Raw genomic sequence first — 20,214 nt, 5'->3', positions numbered from 1 at the left:
GGTCAAAATTACCAACATATATGAGTTCAATACATTTTACGGAAGAGCATAATTCCTTCAGAAGTAGTTTTAAAGATTTTTTGCAAAAGGAAGTGGTGCCGCACATTGAGAAATGGGAAAAAACGGGTACAATCGACCGCTTTATATGGAAAAAATTTGGCGATATGGGTTTTTTTGGATTGAATTATCCCGAAGCTTACGGCGGCATGAACCTGGATTTATTTTATACCGTAATTTTTTTAGAAGAGCTCCAGAAAATTAAGTCTTCTGGTTTTGCGGCGGCGATGTGGGCCCATGCTTATCTGGCAATGACCCATTTGAATGCCGAGGGCGACGAAAGAATCAAACAGGATTATCTGGCGCCAAGTATTGCAGGAGATAAAATCGGCGCCCTGTGTATTACAGAACCATTTGGTGGAAGTGATGTTGCAGGGATGCGCACAACGGCGATAAAACAAGGTGATACGTATATCATTAATGGCTCAAAAACATTTATTACAAATGGTGTTTATGCCGATTATTATGTAATTGCAGCCAAGACAAACACGGAGTCCGGCAATAAAGGGATCAGTATTTTTTTAGTTGATGCAGATTTAAAAGGAATTTCAGCTACCAAATTAGATAAATTAGGATGGCGGGCTTCAGATACTGCTGAAATTGCATTTGACAATGTCGAAATTCCCGCAGAAAATTTAATGGGAGAAGAAGGAAAAGGTTTTCCATATATTATGCAGCATTTTGCTTTGGAACGACTCATTATGGCAATCAACGCACACGCCAGGGGCGAATATGCAATAGAATATACGATCGGTTATATGTCAGAGCGTGAGGCGTTTGGTAAAAAAATTGATAAGTTCCAGGCTTTGCGACATACAATTGTTGAACATGCAACAGAAGTGGAGCATTGCAAGGTTTTTAATTATGCCGCTATAGCAAGGTTGAACCAAAAAGAATATGTGGTTAAAGAAGCTACGATGGCAAAATTGAAATCAACCAAAGTTGCCGATGATACGATTTACAGTTGCTTGCAAATGTTAGGCGGTTATGGCTATATGGAAGAATATCCTTTGGCGCGGTTGTCAAGAGACAGTCGTTTGGGGCCAATTGGCGGCGGAACTTCTGAAATCATGAAAGAGATCCTGTCGAAAATGATCATCGATAAGCAAAATTACCAACCGGCAGTAAAATAATAAAATTTCCGAAGCTGAATTTGTGGATCAGTGAACGTCGAAATTAAGAATTGGGCGTTCGGGAATTCTGCTTCAAACATACCATGATTTCATTGTTATTTGAAAGCTCCTATTTTGGGGCTTTTTTTGTTATTTCTTGTTTTTGAGTATTTCGGTTTTAAAATACTATTTTTACGTACAAATGAGGTTTTATGAAGATTAAAGAGTTGTTTAAAATGGTCCTGATTGTTGTTTGTCTTGCCGGTTGTTCAAAAGACGACGATGCGTCAAGCCAAAAATCAGAGATGGATTACTACACCGTAACAAACACGATTGGAACGATACCCGGATATATCGACATTGTTAAAAATACTGTCAAAGACAACAAGCTTGTTTTGCAAACCATGACAAACAATAATGGCGAGGAAAGCATAACGGTTCAATACATTTACAATGGTGGCAAACTTTCATTGGTTAAGACGACATATATTTCAGACGAGAATTTTTATTACGATTCAGCAGGCAGGCTCATAGGCATTTCGTCTATAAACAATTATGGAGAAAATGATTATTACAGATTCGTTCATGTTTCGGACCGCCTGGTTTTTGCTGAGATTTTGGATGGGCCTTACAGTGATGCCGATGTACATATTTACAACCGTGCCATTTTAGAATTTGATGCTGATGACAACGTTTCCAAGGCCGGGTTCGACAATGATCTGGATGGCCAGATGGATTACCCGGCCTATTATTCGTATGACAATCGGGGGAATGTGGTGTCGGTTCAGTTTAACAATGGCGAAACGATGCCGTATGAATATTCAGATGTTTGGAATAATGTCAATATTTTAAATGCGAACACTTATGGTAAAAGGGGTTGGAGGCTTAAGGATGCCTTTAATTTTGCAGGCGGTTTGTTTTCCAACTGCCCCAACCTTTTCGCTTATGATTTAACCAAAGATTCTTATGAAGTGCTGCCTGGTGGTTTCTATAAAAAGAAAACCCATGTACGTGATGCTGCACAACAATGGATTGTGACTACTGAGTTCTTTTTTAAATAATGCCTCTGAATTGCGTGAAGGATGGCAGTGGAAATCCTTTTGCGGAGTTTACGGAGCAAAAGATTGCAGCGTACAGCCTGACGGCGGCACTGAATTGTTTGTGATTTGAAAAATTTTCCGCCGCCTGCACGCCCAAAAAATAATTATCCATTATCCATTGTCAATTGTCAATTAATGTATTACATTTGCAGCCTTAACGAGAGGAGGTGTCTATATTATGTTAATTATACCAATTAAAGACGGAGAAAATATCGATAGAGCATTAAAGCGCTATAAAAGAAAGTTTGATAAAACCGGAACTGTTCGTCAGTTGCGTGCACGTCAGGCGTTCATTAAACCTTCTGTTACAAACAGGATGAAAATCCAGAAAGCGGCTTACATCCAGAACATGAGAGACAATTTAGAGAATTAATACTTAATTTTCTAGTTATTATAAAACCGTTAGCGGTCAAAGTTTAATACCTTTGATGCTGACGGTTTTTTTTTATGGATAATAGCAAAAAGGCATATCGCGACTATTTAGAGCTCGAGAAAAAATATTCTCCGCATACGGTTTTGGCTTATTTAAAAGACATTGGTTTTTTTGAGGATTTCCTGAAAGCGGAATTTGATCAGGAAAGTTTGTTTGACGTCAATTACAGCCAGATTCGGAATTGGATCGTTTATTTGGCTGATGCTGATGTGTCGAACAATTCGATCAACCGGAAAATGTCGTCGCTAAAATCGTTTTACAAGTTCTTATTGAAAACGAAGCAGATCGCTGCGAGTCCGCTATTAAAACACAAATCTTTAAAGACACCGAAGAAGATACAGATCCCGTTTTCGGAAAAGGAAGTTGACAATGTGTTGAATTATATTCAATATCCCGAAGGTTTTGAAGGCATTCGCGACAAACTGATTATTGATTTGTTTTATACAACAGGCATCCGGCGTACCGAACTGATTCATCTGCAAATGGCCAACATCAATTATTCGAATCATACTTTGAAAGTACTTGGCAAGCGCAATAAAGAGCGGATTTTGCCGGTTTTGCCAATTGTTTCCCAACAACTCGATTTGTATTTGCAGGAACGCGCTCGTTTGCAACAAATTAAGGATCCGGCGTTTTTACTGCTAACCTTAAAAGGCGTTAAATTGAACGATTCGTTTGTGTATCGATTAATAAATAACTACTTTAGTAATGTCTCCGAAAAGGTAAAAAAGAGTCCGCACATATTGAGACATACGTTTGCGACGCATCTTTTAAACAACGGGGCGGATATCAATTCAGTAAAGGAATTATTGGGGCATTCGAGTTTGGCATCTACCCAGATTTATACGCACAGCAGTTTATCTGAACTCAAAAAAGTATATGGGAATGCGCATCCGAGAAACCGTGAGTAGTTCTTTTAAATGTATAACCATAAAATAATAGATTATGAAGGTAGAAGTTCATGCGGTTAACTTTAATGTTGACGGAAAACTGGTCGATTTCATCCAGCAAAGAATGGATAAATTGGAGAAATATTACGATAAAATTGTTTCGGCTGACGTTTTTTTGAAAGTTGAGAATATCAGCGAGAAGGAAAATAAGATTGCAGAGATTAAAATTCATGTTCCCGGAGATGATTTTTTAGTCAAGAAACAATGTAAAAGTTTTGAAGAAGCCATAGAGTCATGCGCAGAATCTGCCGAAAGATTGCTGGTAAAAAGGAAAGAAAAAATACGCACCCATATTTAATCACAATTTTTTTTAAAAATGTTTTGGATTAAGTAACAAAAAGATATACATTTGCAGTCCGTTAGAAATAGCGGGCTTTTTTTATTGTCAATGCCAGCGTAGCTCAGTTGGCTAGAGCAGCTGATTTGTAATCAGCAGGTCGTGGGTTCGAGTCCCTCCGCCGGCTCTAAAAGGCATTTGGTACAAATAAAAAAGTCGGGGAGATACTCAAGCGGCCAACGAGGGCAGACTGTAAATCTGCTGTGTGAACTTCGCAGGTTCGAATCCTGCTCTCCCCACGAAATTTTTGATTGAGACAGCGTCGAAAGCTTTTCTTTCGTAAGCTGATGAAAGCAAAAATTTGGTGAAGGTTCACCTTCACGGATCACCGAGCGATAGCGAGGTAATCCTGTGGGAGCTTAATCAAATCGATGTTTTCTGCGAAATCAAAATTGAGTAAGGTTCTATCCTTAACGACTAGAAGTAATTATTAATTATTTTACGCTCAGTTCGGCTCTTAGCCTCGAGGGTTAATATCAATTATTAATTAAAAGGCCGGCGTAGCTCAGGGGTAGAGTGCTTCCTTGGTAAGGAAGAGGTCACGGGTTCAATTCCCGTCGTTGGCTCAATAAATTAGAATTTTGAACACTAATATATAACTAAGATTAAAAATTAAGTAAAATGGCAAAAGAGAATTTTAATCGTTCCAAACCGCACTTAAACATCGGTACAATTGGACACGTGGATCACGGAAAAACTACTTTGACTGCTGCTATTACTAAAGTAATGGCTGAAGCTGGTTTCTCTAAAACTGCTGCTAAATCTTTCGACCAGATCGATAATGCACCTGAAGAAAAAGAAAGAGGTATTACCATTAATACATCACACGTTGAATATGAAACTGCTAACCGTCACTACGCACACGTTGACTGTCCAGGTCACGCGGATTACGTAAAAAACATGGTTACGGGTGCTGCTCAAATGGACGGTGCTATCTTGGTAGTAGCTGCTACAGACGGACCAATGCCACAAACACGTGAGCACATCCTTTTAGGTCGCCAGGTTGGTATCCCTAGAATGGTTGTTTTTATGAACAAAGTGGATATGGTTGATGATGCTGAGCTTTTAGAGCTGGTTGAAATGGAAATCAGAGACTTATTGTCTTTCTACGAATATGATGGAGATAACGGTCCGGTTATCCAAGGTTCTGCTTTGGGTGGATTGAACGCTGATCCAACATGGGTTCCTAAAATTCTTGAATTGATGGAAGCTGTTGATTCTTGGATCGAAGAGCCAGTCCGTGATACAGCAAAACCATTCCTGATGCCTGTTGAAGACGTATTTACAATTACTGGTCGTGGAACTGTTGCTACAGGTCGTATCGAAACGGGTATTGCAAACACTGGAGATGCAGTTGAAATCATCGGTATGGGTGCTGAAAAATTGACTTCTACTATTACAGGAGTTGAGATGTTCCGTAAAATCCTTGACAGAGGAGAAGCTGGAGATAACGTAGGTTTGTTGTTGAGAGGTATTGATAAAGCTGATATCAAACGTGGTATGGTTATCATCAAGCCAGGATCTGTGAAACCACACGCTAATTTCAAAGCGGAAGTTTACGTATTGAAAAAAGAAGAAGGTGGCCGTCACACACCATTCCACAATAACTACCGTCCACAGTTTTACGTTCGTACAACTGACGTAACAGGAGTTATTACTTTACCAGAAGGTGTAGAGATGGTAATGCCTGGAGATAACTTAACAATCAATGTTTCTTTGTTAAGCCCAATCGCAATGACAGTAGGTTTGCGTTTCGCTATCCGTGAAGGTGGTAGAACAGTAGGTGCTGGACAGGTAACTGAAATCGTAGAATAATTATTATTCAGATATTTATAAAACCAGCAGCACTTTAATGTGTTGCTGGTTTTTAATAAACGGGCGTAGTTCAAGGGTAGAATAGCGGTCTCCAAAACCGTTGATGGGGGTTCGAATCCCTCCGCCCGTGCAATAAAAAAACAAATTATAATGAAAGTTGTAAATTATATATCGGAAGCGTTTGAGGAATTAAGGTCAAACACAACCTGGCCAGAATGGGCAGAGGTGCAACGTCTTACAATTGTAGTTGCTGTTTTTTCTGTTTTATTCGCCTTGGCAACTTGGGGAGTAGACGAACTTTGTGCGAAAACACTAGCTGGATTTTTTAACTGGATTAAAACAGTATAATGATCATGGCAGATAATAATGTGAAAAAATGGTATGTTGTCAGGGCAGTAAGCGGACAGGAAAATAAAGTCAAAGCTTACATCGAAACTGAGATCAACAGATTGGGAATGGCAGATTATATTTCTCAGGTTTTGGTACCCACAGAAAAAGTGGTATCGGTTCGTGAAGGAAAAAAGATCACCAAAGACAAAGTCTATTTTCCTGGTTATGTCATGATCGAAGCGACCCTTGTCGGAGAAATTCCACATATTATCAAATCGATTACAGGTGTGATCGGGTTTTTGGGTGAAGTGAAAAACGGAGATCCGGTGCCTTTGAGAATGTCTGAAGTAAACCGCATGTTAGGAAAAGTAGATGAGTTGGCTGTAAAAACCGATACACATGCTATTCCATTCAACATCGGAGAAACCATTAAGGTTATTGATGGTCCTTTCAACGGGTTCAACGGAACAGTTGAGAAAATAAATGATGAAAAGCGTAAACTCGAAGTCATGGTGAAAATTTTCGGAAGAAAAACACCTTTGGAACTGAGCTTTATGCAAGTTGAAAAAGTATAATTTGTTACACTATTATATATAACCGCAAGCGTCTGCTTCCACAGACAATTGCACATTTTAAAACACAATGGCTAAAGAGATTAGTAAAGTAGTAAAACTACAAGTTAAGGGAGGTGCCGCGAATCCATCGCCACCGGTAGGACCTGCTCTTGGAGCTGCTGGTGTAAACATCATGGAATTCTGTAAGCAATTTAACGCCAGAACCCAAGATAAAGCCGGCAAAGTATGTCCAGTGCAGATTACGGTGTACAAAGACAAATCTTTTGATTTTGTCGTAAAAACACCACCTGCTGCAGTCCAGTTGATGGAAGCTGCAAAGCTAAAAGGCGGTTCTGGGGAACCAAACCGTAAAAAAGTTGCCAGCGTAACCTGGGAACAAATCAAAGCGATCGCAGAAGACAAGATGGCTGATTTAAATGCATTCACGCAAGAGTCTGCAATGAGTATGATCGCTGGTACAGCAAGATCTATGGGTATAACTGTATCGGGAGAATCTCCTCTAAAAAAAGCTTAAGACATGGCAAAATTGACAAAAAAGCAAAAAGAGGCTGCTTCAAAAATTGAAAAGAACAAATTTTATAACTTAAAAGATGCTTCTGCATTGCTTAAAGTTATTGCTTCTGCAAAATTTGATGAGTCTGTAGATATCGCTGTAAAATTGGGTGTAGATCCAAGAAAAGCGAATCAAATGGTACGTGGTGTAGTAACTTTACCGCACGGAACAGGGAAAGACGTTCGCGTTCTTGCTCTTGTAACTCCGGATAAAGAAGCGGAAGCTAAAGCTGCTGGTGCAGACTACGTAGGTTTAGACGACTATCTTCAAAAGATCAAAGACGGTTGGACAGATGTTGATGTGATCATCACGATGCCAGCTGTAATGGGTAAATTGGGACCACTAGGACGTATCCTTGGACCAAGAGGTTTAATGCCTAACCCTAAAACCGGTACTGTTACTATGGATGTAGCGAAAGCTGTAACCGAAGTAAAAGCAGGTAAAATTGATTTCAAAGTTGACAAAACAGGAATTGTTCACGCAGGTATCGGAAGGGTTTCTTTCGGAGCGGATCAAATCGTTGACAACGCACACGAAATTATTCAAACATTAATCAAAATGAAACCAACTGCTGCTAAAGGCCAGTACATCAAAAGCATTCACTTGTCTAGCACAATGAGTCCTGCGATTGCACTTGATCCTAAAGGAGTATAATTGGCAGTAAAAACTTTATAGTATGACTAGAGAAGAAAAATCAATCGCAATTGAAGATTTAACTGCACAGTTGGCCGGAAGCAACATCGTTTATGTAGCTGATATTTCGGGATTGAACGCAGAAACAACTTCAAACTTAAGAAGGGCTTGCTTTAAAGCCGGGATCAAATTGGAAGTGGTTAAAAATACCATGCTTTCAAAAGCAATGGAAGCTGCTCCTGCTGATTACGGTGATTTGGCTACAATCTTAAAAGGAAACTCTTCGATCCTTCTTTCAGACACGGCAAACGCGCCTGCGAAGATTATCAAAGAATTCAGAAAAAAATCGGATAAACCACTTTTGAAAGGTGCTTTTATCAATTCTGAAATCTACATCGGAGACAACTTATTAGATTCATTGGCATCGCTTAAATCTAAAGAAGAGGTTATCGGAGAAATCATCGGATTGCTTCAATCACCAGCTCAAAGAGTTGTTTCAGCTCTTTTAAACCAATTCAAAGACGAAGAGGTGGCTTAATCCTTACGGATTGAGTTTTTGAAAAACGCGCACAATAAATAAATTATATTTTTTACAAATCATTTTAAAACGATAGAAAAAATGGCAGATTTGAAACAATTCGCAGAACAATTGGTTAACCTTACTGTAAAAGAGGTTAATGATTTAGCAACAATATTGAAAGATGAGTACGGTATCGAACCAGCTGCTGCGGCAGTTGTAGTTTCTGGTGGTGGTGGCGAAGCTGCTGCTGAAGAAGCTCAAACTGAATTCACAGTTGTACTTAAAGAAGCTGGTGCTTCTAAATTAGCGGTAGTTAAAGCTGTAAAAGAACTTACAGGTTTAGGTCTTAAAGAAGCTAAAGATTTAGTTGACGGTGCTCCTGCAAACGTTAAAGAAGGCATCTCTAAAGATGAAGCTGAAGGCTTGAAAAAAGCTTTAGAAGAAGCTGGAGCTGTGGTTGAAGTTAAATAATCCAACTCGGTTTTGAAGACTAGGTTTAGGTCTTGGATGCACATCCAAAGACCTAAACCATTTTTCGTATAATAAAATTTTATTCTAAATTTTATCACAATACGCTTCGCAAACCAAATAGTTTTTAATCAATACGAAGAAGAAAACGGGCGAGCTTGGTTCGTTTTTAAGAGGTGTTGATCAAAAAAAGAAAAGCTGTGTTTTACACAAAAACTACTTTTTTTTTAATCAAAATTTTGTCCATTGATGATTACAAATCAGACCGAAAGATTGAATTTTGCCTCTACGAAAAATATTCCTGACTATCCGGATTTTCTGGACGTTCAGGTTAAATCATTTAAGGATTTTTTCCAACTGGAAACCAAATCTGACGAAAGAGGCAACGAAGGTTTATACAATACCTTCATGGAAAATTTTCCAATCACAGATACAAGAAATAACTTTGTATTGGAATTCCTGGATTACTTTGTAGATCCGCCACGTTATACCATTCAAGAATGTATAGAGAGAGGACTGACTTACAGTGTGCCGTTAAAAGCGCGACTAAAACTGTATTGTACAGATCCGGAGCATGAGGATTTTGAAACGATTGTACAGGATGTATATCTTGGAACAATTCCATATATGACGCCAAGCGGTACCTTTGTAATCAACGGTGCGGAACGTGTGGTTGTGTCTCAATTGCACAGATCGCCGGGTGTTTTCTTCGGACAATCATTCCATGCGAATGGAACTAAATTATATTCTGCCCGTGTCATCCCGTTCAAAGGATCATGGATCGAATTTGCGACCGATATCAACAGCGTAATGTACGCTTACATTGATCGTAAGAAAAAATTACCGGTTACCACTTTATTCCGAGCCATCGGATTCGAAAGAGACAAGGATATCCTTGAGATCTTCGACCTTGCTGAGGAAATCAAAGTGTCTAAAACCGGACTTAAAAAATACATCGGACGCAAACTTGCTGCGCGTGTTTTGAACACCTGGCACGAGGATTTCGTGGATGAAGATACTGGCGAGGTAGTTTCTATCGAGCGTAACGAGATCATCCTCGACCGTGATACGATTATCGACAAAGACAACGTAGAAGAGATCATCGATTCTAACGTAAAATCAATCCTGTTGCACAAAGAAAGTAGCAACCAGGCCGATTATTCGATCATCCACAATACGCTTCAAAAAGATCCAACCAACTCTGAAAAAGAAGCGGTGGAGCACATTTACAGACAGCTAAGAAATGCTGAACCGCCTGATGAAGAAACGGCGCGTGGCATTATCGATAAATTGTTCTTCTCTGACCAACGTTACAACTTAGGTGAAGTAGGCCGTTACAGAATGAACAAAAAATTGGGTCTCGATATCCCAATGGAAAAGCAAGTCTTGACCAAAGAAGATATCATCACGATCGTGAAATACTTAATCGAATTGATCAACTCTAAAGCAGAGATTGATGATATCGATCACTTGTCAAACCGTCGTGTAAGAACCGTGGGCGAGCAATTGTCACAACAATTCGGTGTAGGTCTTGCCCGTATGGCCAGAACGATCCGCGAGAGAATGAACGTTAGGGATAACGAGGTGTTTACACCAATCGATTTGATCAATGCCAAAACATTGTCATCGGTGATCAACTCTTTCTTCGGAACGAACCAGTTGTCTCAGTTTATGGATCAAACGAATCCACTAGCCGAGATTACACACAAAAGAAGACTTTCTGCCCTTGGACCTGGTGGACTTTCGAGAGAGAGAGCCGGATTTGAGGTACGTGACGTTCACTATACGCACTACGGACGTTTGTGTCCGATTGAAACGCCTGAAGGACCAAACATTGGTTTGATTTCTTCGCTTGGTGTTTACGCTAAAGTAAACGGAATGGGATTCATCGAAACGCCTTACCGCAAAGTTACCAACGGTAAAGTCGATTTGGTTTCTACCGCAGTTTATTTATCTGCAGAGGAAGAAGAAGGTAAAATGATCGCTCAGGCAAACATTGAAATGGATGCTGACGGACAAATCCTTGCCGATACGGTAATTGCCCGTGAAGAAGGCGATTTCCCGGTTGTGAAACCAACAGAAATCCACTACACCGACGTTGCGCCAAACCAGATCGCTTCTATTTCTGCATCGTTGATTCCGTTTTTGGAACATGATGATGCGAACAGGGCATTGATGGGATCAAACATGATGCGTCAGGCCGTACCGTTATTGCGTCCTGAAGCGCCGATCGTAGGAACTGGTCTTGAAAGACAGGTTGCTTCTGATTCGCGTGTTTTGATCAATGCAGAAGGCTACGGAACGGTGGAATATGTTGATGCAAACATCATTACCATCAAATACGACCGTTCTGAAGAAGAAAGAATGGTTTCATTTGAATCGGATGAGAAAACATACAACCTGATTAAATTCAGAAAAACCAACCAGAGTACGTCAATCAACCTGAAACCGATCGTAAGAAGAGGCGACAGGGTGATTCCTGGACAAGTCCTTTCAGAAGGATATGCTACCCAAAACGGAGAGTTGGCACTTGGAAGAAACCTTAAAGTAGCATTTATGCCATGGAAAGGATACAACTTCGAGGATGCGATCGTAATCTCTGAAAAAGTAGTGCGTGATGATATCTTTACGTCTATCCACGTGGATGATTATTCATTGGAAGTGCGTGATACGAAATTGGGTAACGAAGAGTTGACCAATGACATCCCGAACGTTTCTGAAGAAGCGACCAAAGACCTTGACGAAAATGGGATGATCAGAATTGGAGCCGAAGTAAAACCTGGCGACATCCTGATCGGAAAAATTACACCAAAAGGAGAATCAGATCCGACTCCGGAAGAGAAATTGCTTCGCGCAATCTTCGGGGATAAAGCTGGTGATGTAAAAGATGCTTCGTTAAAAGCATCACCCTCTTTACACGGTGTGGTTTTAGATAAAAAATTATTTGCGAGAGCAGTAAAAGATAAGCGTAAACGTACCAAAGACAAAGATGATTTGGGTGCGCTTGAAATGGAATTCGAAACGAAATTTATCGAACTGAAAGATAAATTAGTAGAGAAATTGTTCCTGATCGTAAACGGAAAAACATCTCAGGGTGTGATGAACGATCTGGGCGAGGAAGTTTTGCCAAAAGGCAAGAAATACACGCAGAAAATGCTTTACGCGGTCGAAGATTTCGCGCATTTAAGCAAAGGACAATGGGTTGCAGACGACGCTACCAATAAAATGGTAAACGATCTGATCCACAACTACAAAATCAAGCTGAACGATTTACAAGGTGCGTTACGCCGTGAGAAATTTACGATTACCGTTGGTGACGAATTGCCAGCCGGAATCTTAAAACTTGCCAAAGTATACATCGCGAAAAAACGTAAACTGAAAGTTGGGGATAAAATGGCAGGACGCCACGGTAACAAAGGTATTGTTGCCAGAATCGTTCGTCATGAAGACATGCCTTTCCTTGAAGATGGAACACCGGTTGATATCGTGTTAAACCCACTGGGTGTACCTTCACGTATGAACATCGGGCAAATCTATGAAACCGTTTTGGGCTGGGCCGGACAGAATTTAGGACGCAAATTCGCGACCCCTATTTTCGACGGCGCAACATTAGACCAGATCAACGAACTGACCGACGAAGCCGGAGTACCGCGTTTCGGACATACACACCTTTATGATGGTGGTACAGGAGAGCGTTTCCACCAGGCAGCAACAGTTGGAGTAATCTACATGTTGAAACTTGGACACATGGTTGACGACAAGATGCACGCCCGTTCTATCGGACCGTACTCACTCATTACGCAGCAACCACTTGGTGGTAAAGCGCAATTCGGTGGACAGCGTTTCGGTGAAATGGAGGTTTGGGCACTTGAAGCTTACGGTGCATCAAGCACACTTCGTGAGATCCTGACTGTAAAATCGGATGACGTCATTGGAAGAGCCAAAACTTATGAAGCGATCGTAAAAGGAGAAAGCATGCCTGAACCAGGTTTGCCGGAATCTTTCAACGTATTGATGCATGAATTGAAAGGTCTCGGACTCGACATTCGTTTAGAGGAGTAATAAATATCCGGGAAGGTTTCGGTTTTCCCGGTTTTAAAAGTTTTTTCAGGAGCTATTCCCGCTATCCGCTGCAATCTTTTATAAATTTCCCTCCGCTAACGCTACGGGATAATTCAGAAAAGGATTTACGCTACTATCGGGGCTAGGGCAGCTGAGTAAACGAAAACAGTTTTCAATTATCAAAAAATAAGTTGTATGACTATGATGAATAATAGAAATAATAACAATAATAATAAGGACAAAAATCCTGTAAAAAGATTTGACAAAATCTCTATCGGCCTGGCTTCACCAGAATCGATTTTGGCGGAGTCAAGAGGTGAGGTTTTAAAACCGGAAACCATCAATTACAGAACCCACAAACCAGAGCGCGACGGATTGTTTTGTGAGCGCATCTTCGGACCTGTAAAGGATTTCGAATGTGCTTGTGGGAAATATAAAAGAATTCGCTACAAAGGGATCATTTGTGATCGTTGTGGTGTAGAAGTAACTGAGAAAAAAGTACGTCGCGACCGTGTGGGTCACATCAATTTGGTGGTGCCAATCGCACACATCTGGTATTTCCGTTCGCTTCCAAACAAAATCGGATACATCCTGGGGCTTCCGTCTAAAAAATTAGACATGATCATTTACTACGAAAGATACGTAGTGATCCAGGCCGGTATTGCTAAAAATGCAGAAGGAGAATCAGTTCAAAGACTTGATTTCCTAACGGAAGAAGAATACTTAAATATCCTAGATACCTTGCCGCAAGACAACCAGTATCTTGATGATTTCGATCCGAATAAATTCGTTGCCAAAATGGGAGCTGAATGTATCATGGATTTGCTGGCGCGCATCGACTTAAACGAATTGTCTTATCAGTTGCGTCACTCGGCAAATAACGAAACATCTAAACAAAGAAAGACCGAAGCATTAAAAAGACTGCAGGTTGTAGAATCATTCCGTGATTCAAACAAAAACCGCGAGAACCGTCCGGAATGGATGATCATGAAAGTGGTTCCTGTAATCCCACCAGAATTGCGTCCGCTCGTGCCGCTTGATGGAGGTCGTTTCGCGACTTCGGATTTGAATGATTTGTACCGTCGTGTCATCATCCGCAACAACCGTCTCAAAAGATTGATGGAGATCAAAGCTCCGGAAGTGATCTTGAGAAACGAAAAACGGATGTTGCAGGAATCGGTAGATTCATTGTTCGATAATACGAGAAAAGCATCTGCTGTTAAAACAGAATCAAACCGTCCATTGAAATCACTTTCTGATTCATTGAAAGGTAAACAAGGTCGTTTCCGTCAAAACTTACTTGGAAAACGTGTCGATTATTCCGCGCGTTCGGTAATTGTCGTTGGGCCTGAATTGAAACTGTTCGAATGCGGATTGCCAAAAGATATGGCTGCTGAGCTTTACAAACCGTTTGTGATCCGTAAACTGATTGAACGCGGCATTGTAAAAACAGTAAAATCTGCCAAAAAGATCATCGACAAGAAAGAACCTGTAGTTTGGGACATTCTTGAAAACGTGATCAAAGGACACCCGGTATTGCTGAACCGTGCGCCTACGTTGCACAGACTTGGAATCCAGGCGTTCCAGCCAAAACTGATCGAAGGAAAAGCGATTCAATTGCACCCATTGGTTTGTACGGCTTTCAACGCGGATTTTGATGGGGATCAAATGGCAGTTCACTTGCCATTAGGCCCAGAAGCAATCCTTGAAGCACAATTGTTAATGTTGGCTTCTCACAATATTTTAAACCCTGCGAATGGTGCGCCAATTACGGTTCCATCACAGGATATGGTCTTGGGTCTGTATTACATGACCAAAGAACGTTTGTCCACTCCGGAACATAAAATTCTTGGTGAAGGCCTGACTTTCTATTCTGCTGAAGAGTGTAACATCGCTCTAAATGAAGGAAGAGTGGAATTGAATGCGCGTGTGAAAATCCGTGCAAGAGATTTCAACGAAGACGGGGAATTGGTATTCAAAATCATCCAGACAACCGCAGGCCGTGTATTGTTTAACGAAGTAGTACCGGAAGCAGCAGGATATATCAATGACGTATTGACGAAGAAAAACCTTAGGGATATTATCGGTCACATTTTAAGTGTAACCAATGTACCTACGACGGCAGCTTTCTTGGACAATATGAAAGACATGGGATACAAATTTGCATTTAGAGGAGGTTTGTCTTTCTCTTTAGGTGATATCCGTATTCCGGAGCAAAAAGGACAATTGATCGCAGACGCCAGAGAACAGGTTGAAGGCATTTCTGCGAACTACAATATGGGTCTGATCACCAACAACGAACGTTACAACCAGGTGATTGACATTTGGACTTCTGCGAATGCACAGCTTACCGAATTGGCAATGAAAAACATTAGAGAAGACCAGCAAGGTTTCAACTCGGTGTATATGATGCTTGATTCCGGAGCGCGTGGATCGAAAGAGCAAATCCGTCAGTTAACTGGGATGCGTGGATTGATGGCGAAACCTAAAAAATCTACCGCTGGTGGTGGTGAAATTATTGAAAACCCGATTCTTTCCAACTTTAAGGAAGGATTGTCGATCTTAGAATATTTCATTTCTACTCACGGTGCGCGTAAAGGACTTGCGGATACGGCTTTGAAAACAGCCGATGCGGGTTACTTAACAAGAAGGCTGCATGACGTTTCTCAGGACGTGATCGTAAACATTGAAGATTGTGGTACGCTAAGAGGAATCGAAGTATCTGCATTGAAGAAAAACGAGGAAATCGTGGAAACTTTGGGTGAAAGAATCTTGGGGCGTGTTGCGTTGCAGGATGTCATCAATCCATTGACAAACGAAGTGTTGATCCAGTCAGGACAGCAGATCACGGAAGCGATCATGAGAAATATCGAAGCATCTCCACTTGAAAAAGTAGAAGTGCGTTCGCCATTGACTTGTGAGGCTTTAAAAGGAATCTGTGCGAAATGTTACGGTAGAAACTTAGCTACCGGGAAAATGACGCAAAGAGGAGAAGCTGTCGGTGTAATTGCTGCACAGTCGATCGGTGAGCCTGGTACACAGTTGACATTGCGTACCTTCCACGTTGGTGGGGTTGCAGGAGGTTTATCTGAAGAATCAAGTATCGTAACAAGATTCAGCGGACGTTTGGAAATTGAAGATCTGAAAACTGTTAAAGGCGAAGACCTTGAAGGAAATAATACTGATATTGTTGTTTCACGTTCAACAGAACTGAAATTGGTTGATGTAAAAACCGGAATCGTATTAAATACACACAATATTCCTTACGGATCAAGCATCTTTGTAAAAGACGGTGACGTCGTAGAAAAAGGGACTACAATCTGTAAATGGGATCCATATAATGGAGTAATTGTTTCTGAATTTACCGGAAAGATCGAATACGAAGATTTGGAGCAAGGACAATCGTTCCAGGTTGAAATCGATGAGCAAACCGGATTCCAGGAAAAAGTAATCTCTGAGGCAAGAAACAAAAAACTGATCCCAACCTTATTGGTTTACGGTAAAGACGGCGAATTAATCCGTTCTTATAACTTACCGGTTGGTGCCCACCTTATGGTAGAAAACGGTGAGAAGATTAAAGCTGGTAAAGTACTGGTTAAGATCCCAAGGCGTTCTTCTAAAGCAGGCGATATCACCGGAGGTCTTCCAAGAATTACCGAGTTGTTAGAAGCTCGTAATCCTTCGAACCCGGCGGTTGTTTCTGAAATCGACGGAGTCGTTACTTTTGGAAAAATCAAACGTGGGAACCGTGAGATCATCATCGAATCTAAATTTGGTGAAATCAAGAAATATTTGGTGAAATTGTCAAGCCAGATCCTGGTTCAGGAAAATGACTTCGTAAGAGCTGGTGTGCCGTTGTCTGATGGTGCAATCACTCCGGATGACATTTTGAGAATTCAAGGGCCGGCTGCTGTTCAACAGTACTTGGTAAATGAAATTCAGGAAGTATACCGTTTGCAGGGTGTAAAAATTAATGACAAACACTTCGAGGTAGTGATCCGTCAGATGATGCGTAAAGTGCGCGTTGAAGATCCGGGAGATACTTTATTCCTTGAAGAGCAACTGATCCACACTAAAGACTTTATCGTTGAAAATGATAAATTGTACGGAATGAAAGTGGTTGAAGACGCAGGTGATTCTGAAAACATCAAACCTGGGCAGATCATTTCTCCACGTGAATTGCGTGATGAAAACTCTTTGTTGAAACGTACTGATAAAAACTTAGTGGTTGCCCGCGACGTGATTACAGCAACAGCAACCCCGGTATTGCAGGGAATTACAAGAGCATCGCTTCAAACGAAATCATTTATCTCTGCGGCATCGTTCCAGGAAACTACAAAAGTACTGAACGAAGCAGCTGTGGCTGGTAAAGTAGATCATTTGGAAGGCCTGAAAGAAAATGTAATCGTTGGTCACAGAATCCCAGCCGGAACCGGTATGAGAGAATACGACAACACGATTGTAGGTTCTAAAGAGGATTACAATGAAATGATGGCGAATAAAGAAGAATATATTTACTAAGATGAGCGATCAAAAACAACAACCGGGACAGATCAATATTGAACTGGATGAGGCGATTGCAGAAGGAATTTATTCCAACCTCGCAATTATCAACCATTCCGCTTCAGAATTTGTATTGGATTTTGTATGCATCATGCCTGGTACGCCAAAAGCGAAAGTAAAATCAAGGATCGTACTGACGCCGCAGCATGCCAAAAGGCTGGTAAAAGCATTGGCAGAGAATGTTCACCGTTTCGAAATTGCCCACGGCGAAATTAAAGACACCGAGCAACCTCCCATACCGCTGAACTTCGGTCCTGCGGGACAAGCCTAAAACAAAAAACCTCCTGAGCGATCAGGAGGTTTTTTTATGCCTTATAATCGCAAAATGAGAATTGTGCTATTCTGAATCTCATAATTTAATGCCTGATAAATAGCAATTAAGGAATTATATTAACGATTTTTTTGGAATTTATTAACACGAAAACGTTATAGTAAGGTTTCTTAAAAATAGTGATGAACGGTTTGTGTATAAAACACTTACTTTAGTCGGCAATTCATAAATTTAATTTCTAAAACAGATTACATGAAAAAACATTTACTAATCATTTGCTTTCTTTTATTGATGCCAATGTTTGCGATCTCTCAGAATTTCACAAGCTGGACGGGCAGCGGTAACTGGGGTACAGCGTCGAATTGGTCAGGAGCACTCGACTACGGCCAATTGCAATTTACAGGCAACGGAAGTACTTCTGTTACTGCCAACATCGGCTTGAGCCAATGGCGACTCTATTTTAACAATGGCGTGTCGTACAACATCAGCGGTTCGGGAGCGCTGAGTCTATTTGATTTTAGTGGGCAATCAAGTTGGCTGCTTTCTGATGCGACAGCAAATCAAGACCTTAATTTTCCTGTCAATTTCGCCGATTCAGGAGCACGTCCTGCCTGGATTACGACACGTGGTGCAGGTTCATTATCATTCGGAAGTGCTGTTGCCGTTACCGGAAGTAGCATTACAGCTCTAAAAATTGCCGGAACTAACACAAACGGTGCGATTAACATAAACGGAGCTTTTACGAGTTCGCGTCCGTTAGATATCGGAAAAGACAATACAAATGCGAATCAAACGAATACGCGTGTCTTTCTAAATGCCGATAACAGCAGCACTTTTACCGGGCCGACAACATTATATGCAGGAACACTTTCTGTGTCTTCAAACAATGCTTTAGGAACGGGATCATTAACAATCGGAAACGGAACAGTTACAAACACCCTTGCGATTACAGGTACAACTGCAAGAACTCAAAATCTTACCGTAAGCGACGGTTCAACTGCAGGTGTGGTTAACGTAGCGACTGGAAATACCTTTACATTGTCGGGCTTGTTGCAGCAAACAGGAACAAATCAGGCTACTAAGATTGGAAAAGCAGGAGCAGGAGTTTTGACTTTGAGTGGAAACAATACTTACGCAGGGCAAATTCAAATTGGAAATGGCAGCGTAATCGCAAATAGCAACGCGGCTCTTGGATCCAATACTTCTACCTCTAATAGAGGCATCGATCTTGGATTGAATGTAGGTGATGTATCTCAGGCCAACAACGTTTCCCTTTTGGCGAATAACGGTGTTACTGTGGGCCAATCAGTTTACGTCTCTGCAAATACCAGCAGCGCCACCAGAACAATTGGTTTGAATGGGTCGGGTGCAGCAACATTTAACAACTTCATCTATATGGATGGTACCGTTTCGCTTAACGGCGGTAGCGGTACGCTGACAATAAGTGGTGTTTTGGAAAACACTGGCGGTATCAATGTAAATGGCGGTACTGTGGTTTTATCAGGCGATAATACCTACACAGGAGCAACAACTGTAACGTCTGGAACTTTACGTTTGGGTGCTGCAAACAGGATTGATGGCGCTTCTCCGATAGTTTTGGCTGGCGGAACGTTCAGTTCTGGCGCCTCAATAGGTTTTACAGATACCCTTGGAACCTTAAATCTGACAGCTTCAACAGCTTCAACTATTGCACTGGGTACAGGCAGCCATGCATTGACTTTTGCCAATAGCAGTGCATTATCATGGGGCGCGGGCGCAACACTCACAATCACAGGTTGGGCTGGAACAGCTGGTTTATCAAACACGACTGGAGGAAGGATTTTTGTTGGCACAGGTGGCTTGAGTACGGCGCAACTGGCAGCGATTGCATTTTCAGGTTATTCAGGAACTCCAGTGATTTTGCCTTCTGGCGAATTGGTTCCTGCGGGTCCAACTTTTGCGGTTACTGCGGGGTCATTAAGCCATGGTTCTACATGCATCAATACAGCAGCAGCAACAATCACTTATACCATTTCAAACACTGGTGCAGCTGCAGCAGGTGTAACCGTACTTTCTGATAATTCAGAATTTGTGGTGAGCAATGCACCAACAGCAATCAGCGCAGGCGGAACAGCAACTTACCAAGTGACTTTTACGCCAACTGCTTCAGGAAGCAAAAATGCAACCATTACAATTTCGACTTCAACTTCCGGCAGCAATACGCCGGTAACAAGTTTACTTACGGGAACTGGTTTGACAATCATAACACCGGCATTTGCCCAAGTACCACCAATTTGTTCAGGGGCTGCCTTATCGGCTTTGCCAACAACATCAACAAATGGTGTAACAGGAACCTGGTCGCCAGCATTGAACAATGCCACTACGACTCAATATACGTTTACGCCAACGGCCGGACAATGTACCAGCGCGACGCTTACGACGATGACCATCACGGT

General features: G+C 41.4%; 16 protein-coding genes and 4 tRNA genes. All 20 read left to right on the top strand.

The features are described from left to right. The first annotated feature begins 20 nt into the window (after positions 1-20). Positions 21-1,190, top strand: coding sequence for an acyl-CoA dehydrogenase family protein (locus BLS32_RS00100; protein WP_091391287.1), 1,170 nt, complete (start codon positions 21-23; stop codon positions 1,188-1,190). Between the two features lie 191 nt (positions 1,191-1,381). Beyond that, positions 1,382-2,230, top strand: a complete 849-nt coding sequence (locus BLS32_RS00095) for a hypothetical protein (protein ID WP_091391286.1) — start codon at positions 1,382-1,384, stop codon at positions 2,228-2,230. Between the two features lie 217 nt (positions 2,231-2,447). Beyond that, complete coding sequence (gene rpsU / locus BLS32_RS00090) at positions 2,448-2,642, top strand: 30S ribosomal protein S21 (RefSeq protein WP_091391285.1); 195 nt, start codon at positions 2,448-2,450, stop codon at positions 2,640-2,642. A 74-nt stretch (positions 2,643-2,716) separates the two neighbouring features. After that, a complete protein-coding gene (locus tag BLS32_RS00085) occupies positions 2,717-3,613 on the top strand; it encodes a tyrosine-type recombinase/integrase (RefSeq protein WP_091391284.1) in 897 nt (298 codons plus the stop codon). A gap of 34 nt (positions 3,614-3,647) precedes the next feature. After that, a complete protein-coding gene (gene hpf / locus BLS32_RS00080; RefSeq protein WP_091391283.1) occupies positions 3,648-3,950 on the top strand; it encodes a ribosome hibernation-promoting factor, HPF/YfiA family in 303 nt (100 codons plus the stop codon). Between the two features lie 92 nt (positions 3,951-4,042). Continuing rightward, a tRNA-Thr gene (locus BLS32_RS00075) sits at positions 4,043-4,116 on the top strand. Positions 4,117-4,147: 31 nt separating this feature from the next. Next, positions 4,148-4,228: transfer RNA gene (locus BLS32_RS00070), tRNA-Tyr, on the top strand. 255 nt (positions 4,229-4,483) lie between these two features. After that, a tRNA-Thr gene (locus tag BLS32_RS00065) sits at positions 4,484-4,555 on the top strand. Positions 4,556-4,610: 55 nt separating this feature from the next. Then, positions 4,611-5,804, top strand: coding sequence for an elongation factor Tu (gene tuf / locus BLS32_RS00060; protein WP_091391282.1), 1,194 nt, complete (start codon positions 4,611-4,613; stop codon positions 5,802-5,804). A gap of 59 nt (positions 5,805-5,863) precedes the next feature. Further along, a tRNA-Trp gene (locus BLS32_RS00055) sits at positions 5,864-5,934 on the top strand. A 17-nt stretch (positions 5,935-5,951) separates the two neighbouring features. Next, entirely contained in the window at positions 5,952-6,152 is a 201-nt protein-coding gene (gene secE, locus BLS32_RS00050) for a preprotein translocase subunit SecE (protein WP_091391281.1), read from the top strand. Positions 6,153-6,157: 5 nt separating this feature from the next. Beyond that, positions 6,158-6,709 (top strand): transcription termination/antitermination protein NusG, encoded by a 552-nt coding sequence (nusG, locus tag BLS32_RS00045; RefSeq protein ID WP_091392300.1) that lies wholly within the window; start codon positions 6,158-6,160, stop codon positions 6,707-6,709. 67 nt (positions 6,710-6,776) lie between these two features. Continuing rightward, positions 6,777-7,223: a 50S ribosomal protein L11 gene (gene rplK / locus BLS32_RS00040; protein WP_091391280.1), complete on the top strand. Its 447-nt coding sequence runs from the start codon at positions 6,777-6,779 to the stop codon at positions 7,221-7,223. A gap of 3 nt (positions 7,224-7,226) precedes the next feature. Then, positions 7,227-7,916 carry a 50S ribosomal protein L1 gene (gene rplA / locus BLS32_RS00035; RefSeq protein ID WP_091391279.1) on the top strand — a complete coding sequence of 230 codons (690 nt, stop codon included), beginning with the start codon at positions 7,227-7,229 and terminating at the stop codon, positions 7,914-7,916. Between the two features lie 22 nt (positions 7,917-7,938). Further along, positions 7,939-8,433 carry a 50S ribosomal protein L10 gene (gene rplJ, locus BLS32_RS00030; RefSeq protein WP_091391278.1) on the top strand — a complete coding sequence of 165 codons (495 nt, stop codon included), beginning with the start codon at positions 7,939-7,941 and terminating at the stop codon, positions 8,431-8,433. 81 nt (positions 8,434-8,514) lie between these two features. Continuing rightward, positions 8,515-8,886, top strand: a complete 372-nt coding sequence (gene rplL / locus BLS32_RS00025) for a 50S ribosomal protein L7/L12 (protein WP_091391277.1) — start codon at positions 8,515-8,517, stop codon at positions 8,884-8,886. 246 nt (positions 8,887-9,132) lie between these two features. Continuing rightward, positions 9,133-12,945 (top strand): DNA-directed RNA polymerase subunit beta, encoded by a 3,813-nt coding sequence (rpoB, locus tag BLS32_RS00020; RefSeq protein WP_091391276.1) that lies wholly within the window; start codon positions 9,133-9,135, stop codon positions 12,943-12,945. A gap of 201 nt (positions 12,946-13,146) precedes the next feature. Next, positions 13,147-17,466: a DNA-directed RNA polymerase subunit beta' gene (gene rpoC, locus BLS32_RS00015; RefSeq protein ID WP_091391275.1), complete on the top strand. Its 4,320-nt coding sequence runs from the start codon at positions 13,147-13,149 to the stop codon at positions 17,464-17,466. A gap of 1 nt (position 17,467) precedes the next feature. Continuing rightward, a complete protein-coding gene (locus BLS32_RS00010) occupies positions 17,468-17,779 on the top strand; it encodes a DUF3467 domain-containing protein (RefSeq protein ID WP_091391274.1) in 312 nt (103 codons plus the stop codon). A gap of 252 nt (positions 17,780-18,031) precedes the next feature. Beyond that, a partial coding sequence (locus BLS32_RS00005) for a beta strand repeat-containing protein (protein WP_175453157.1) occupies positions 18,032-20,214 on the top strand: 2,183 nt, incomplete at its 3' end.

The sequence above is a fragment of the Flavobacterium noncentrifugens genome (assembly GCF_900100375.1).
Classification (GTDB): Bacteria; Bacteroidota; Bacteroidia; order Flavobacteriales; family Flavobacteriaceae; genus Flavobacterium; species Flavobacterium noncentrifugens.
The sequence above is the reverse complement of the archived record's forward strand: the minus strand, read 5'-3'. Positions and strand labels throughout refer to the sequence as shown.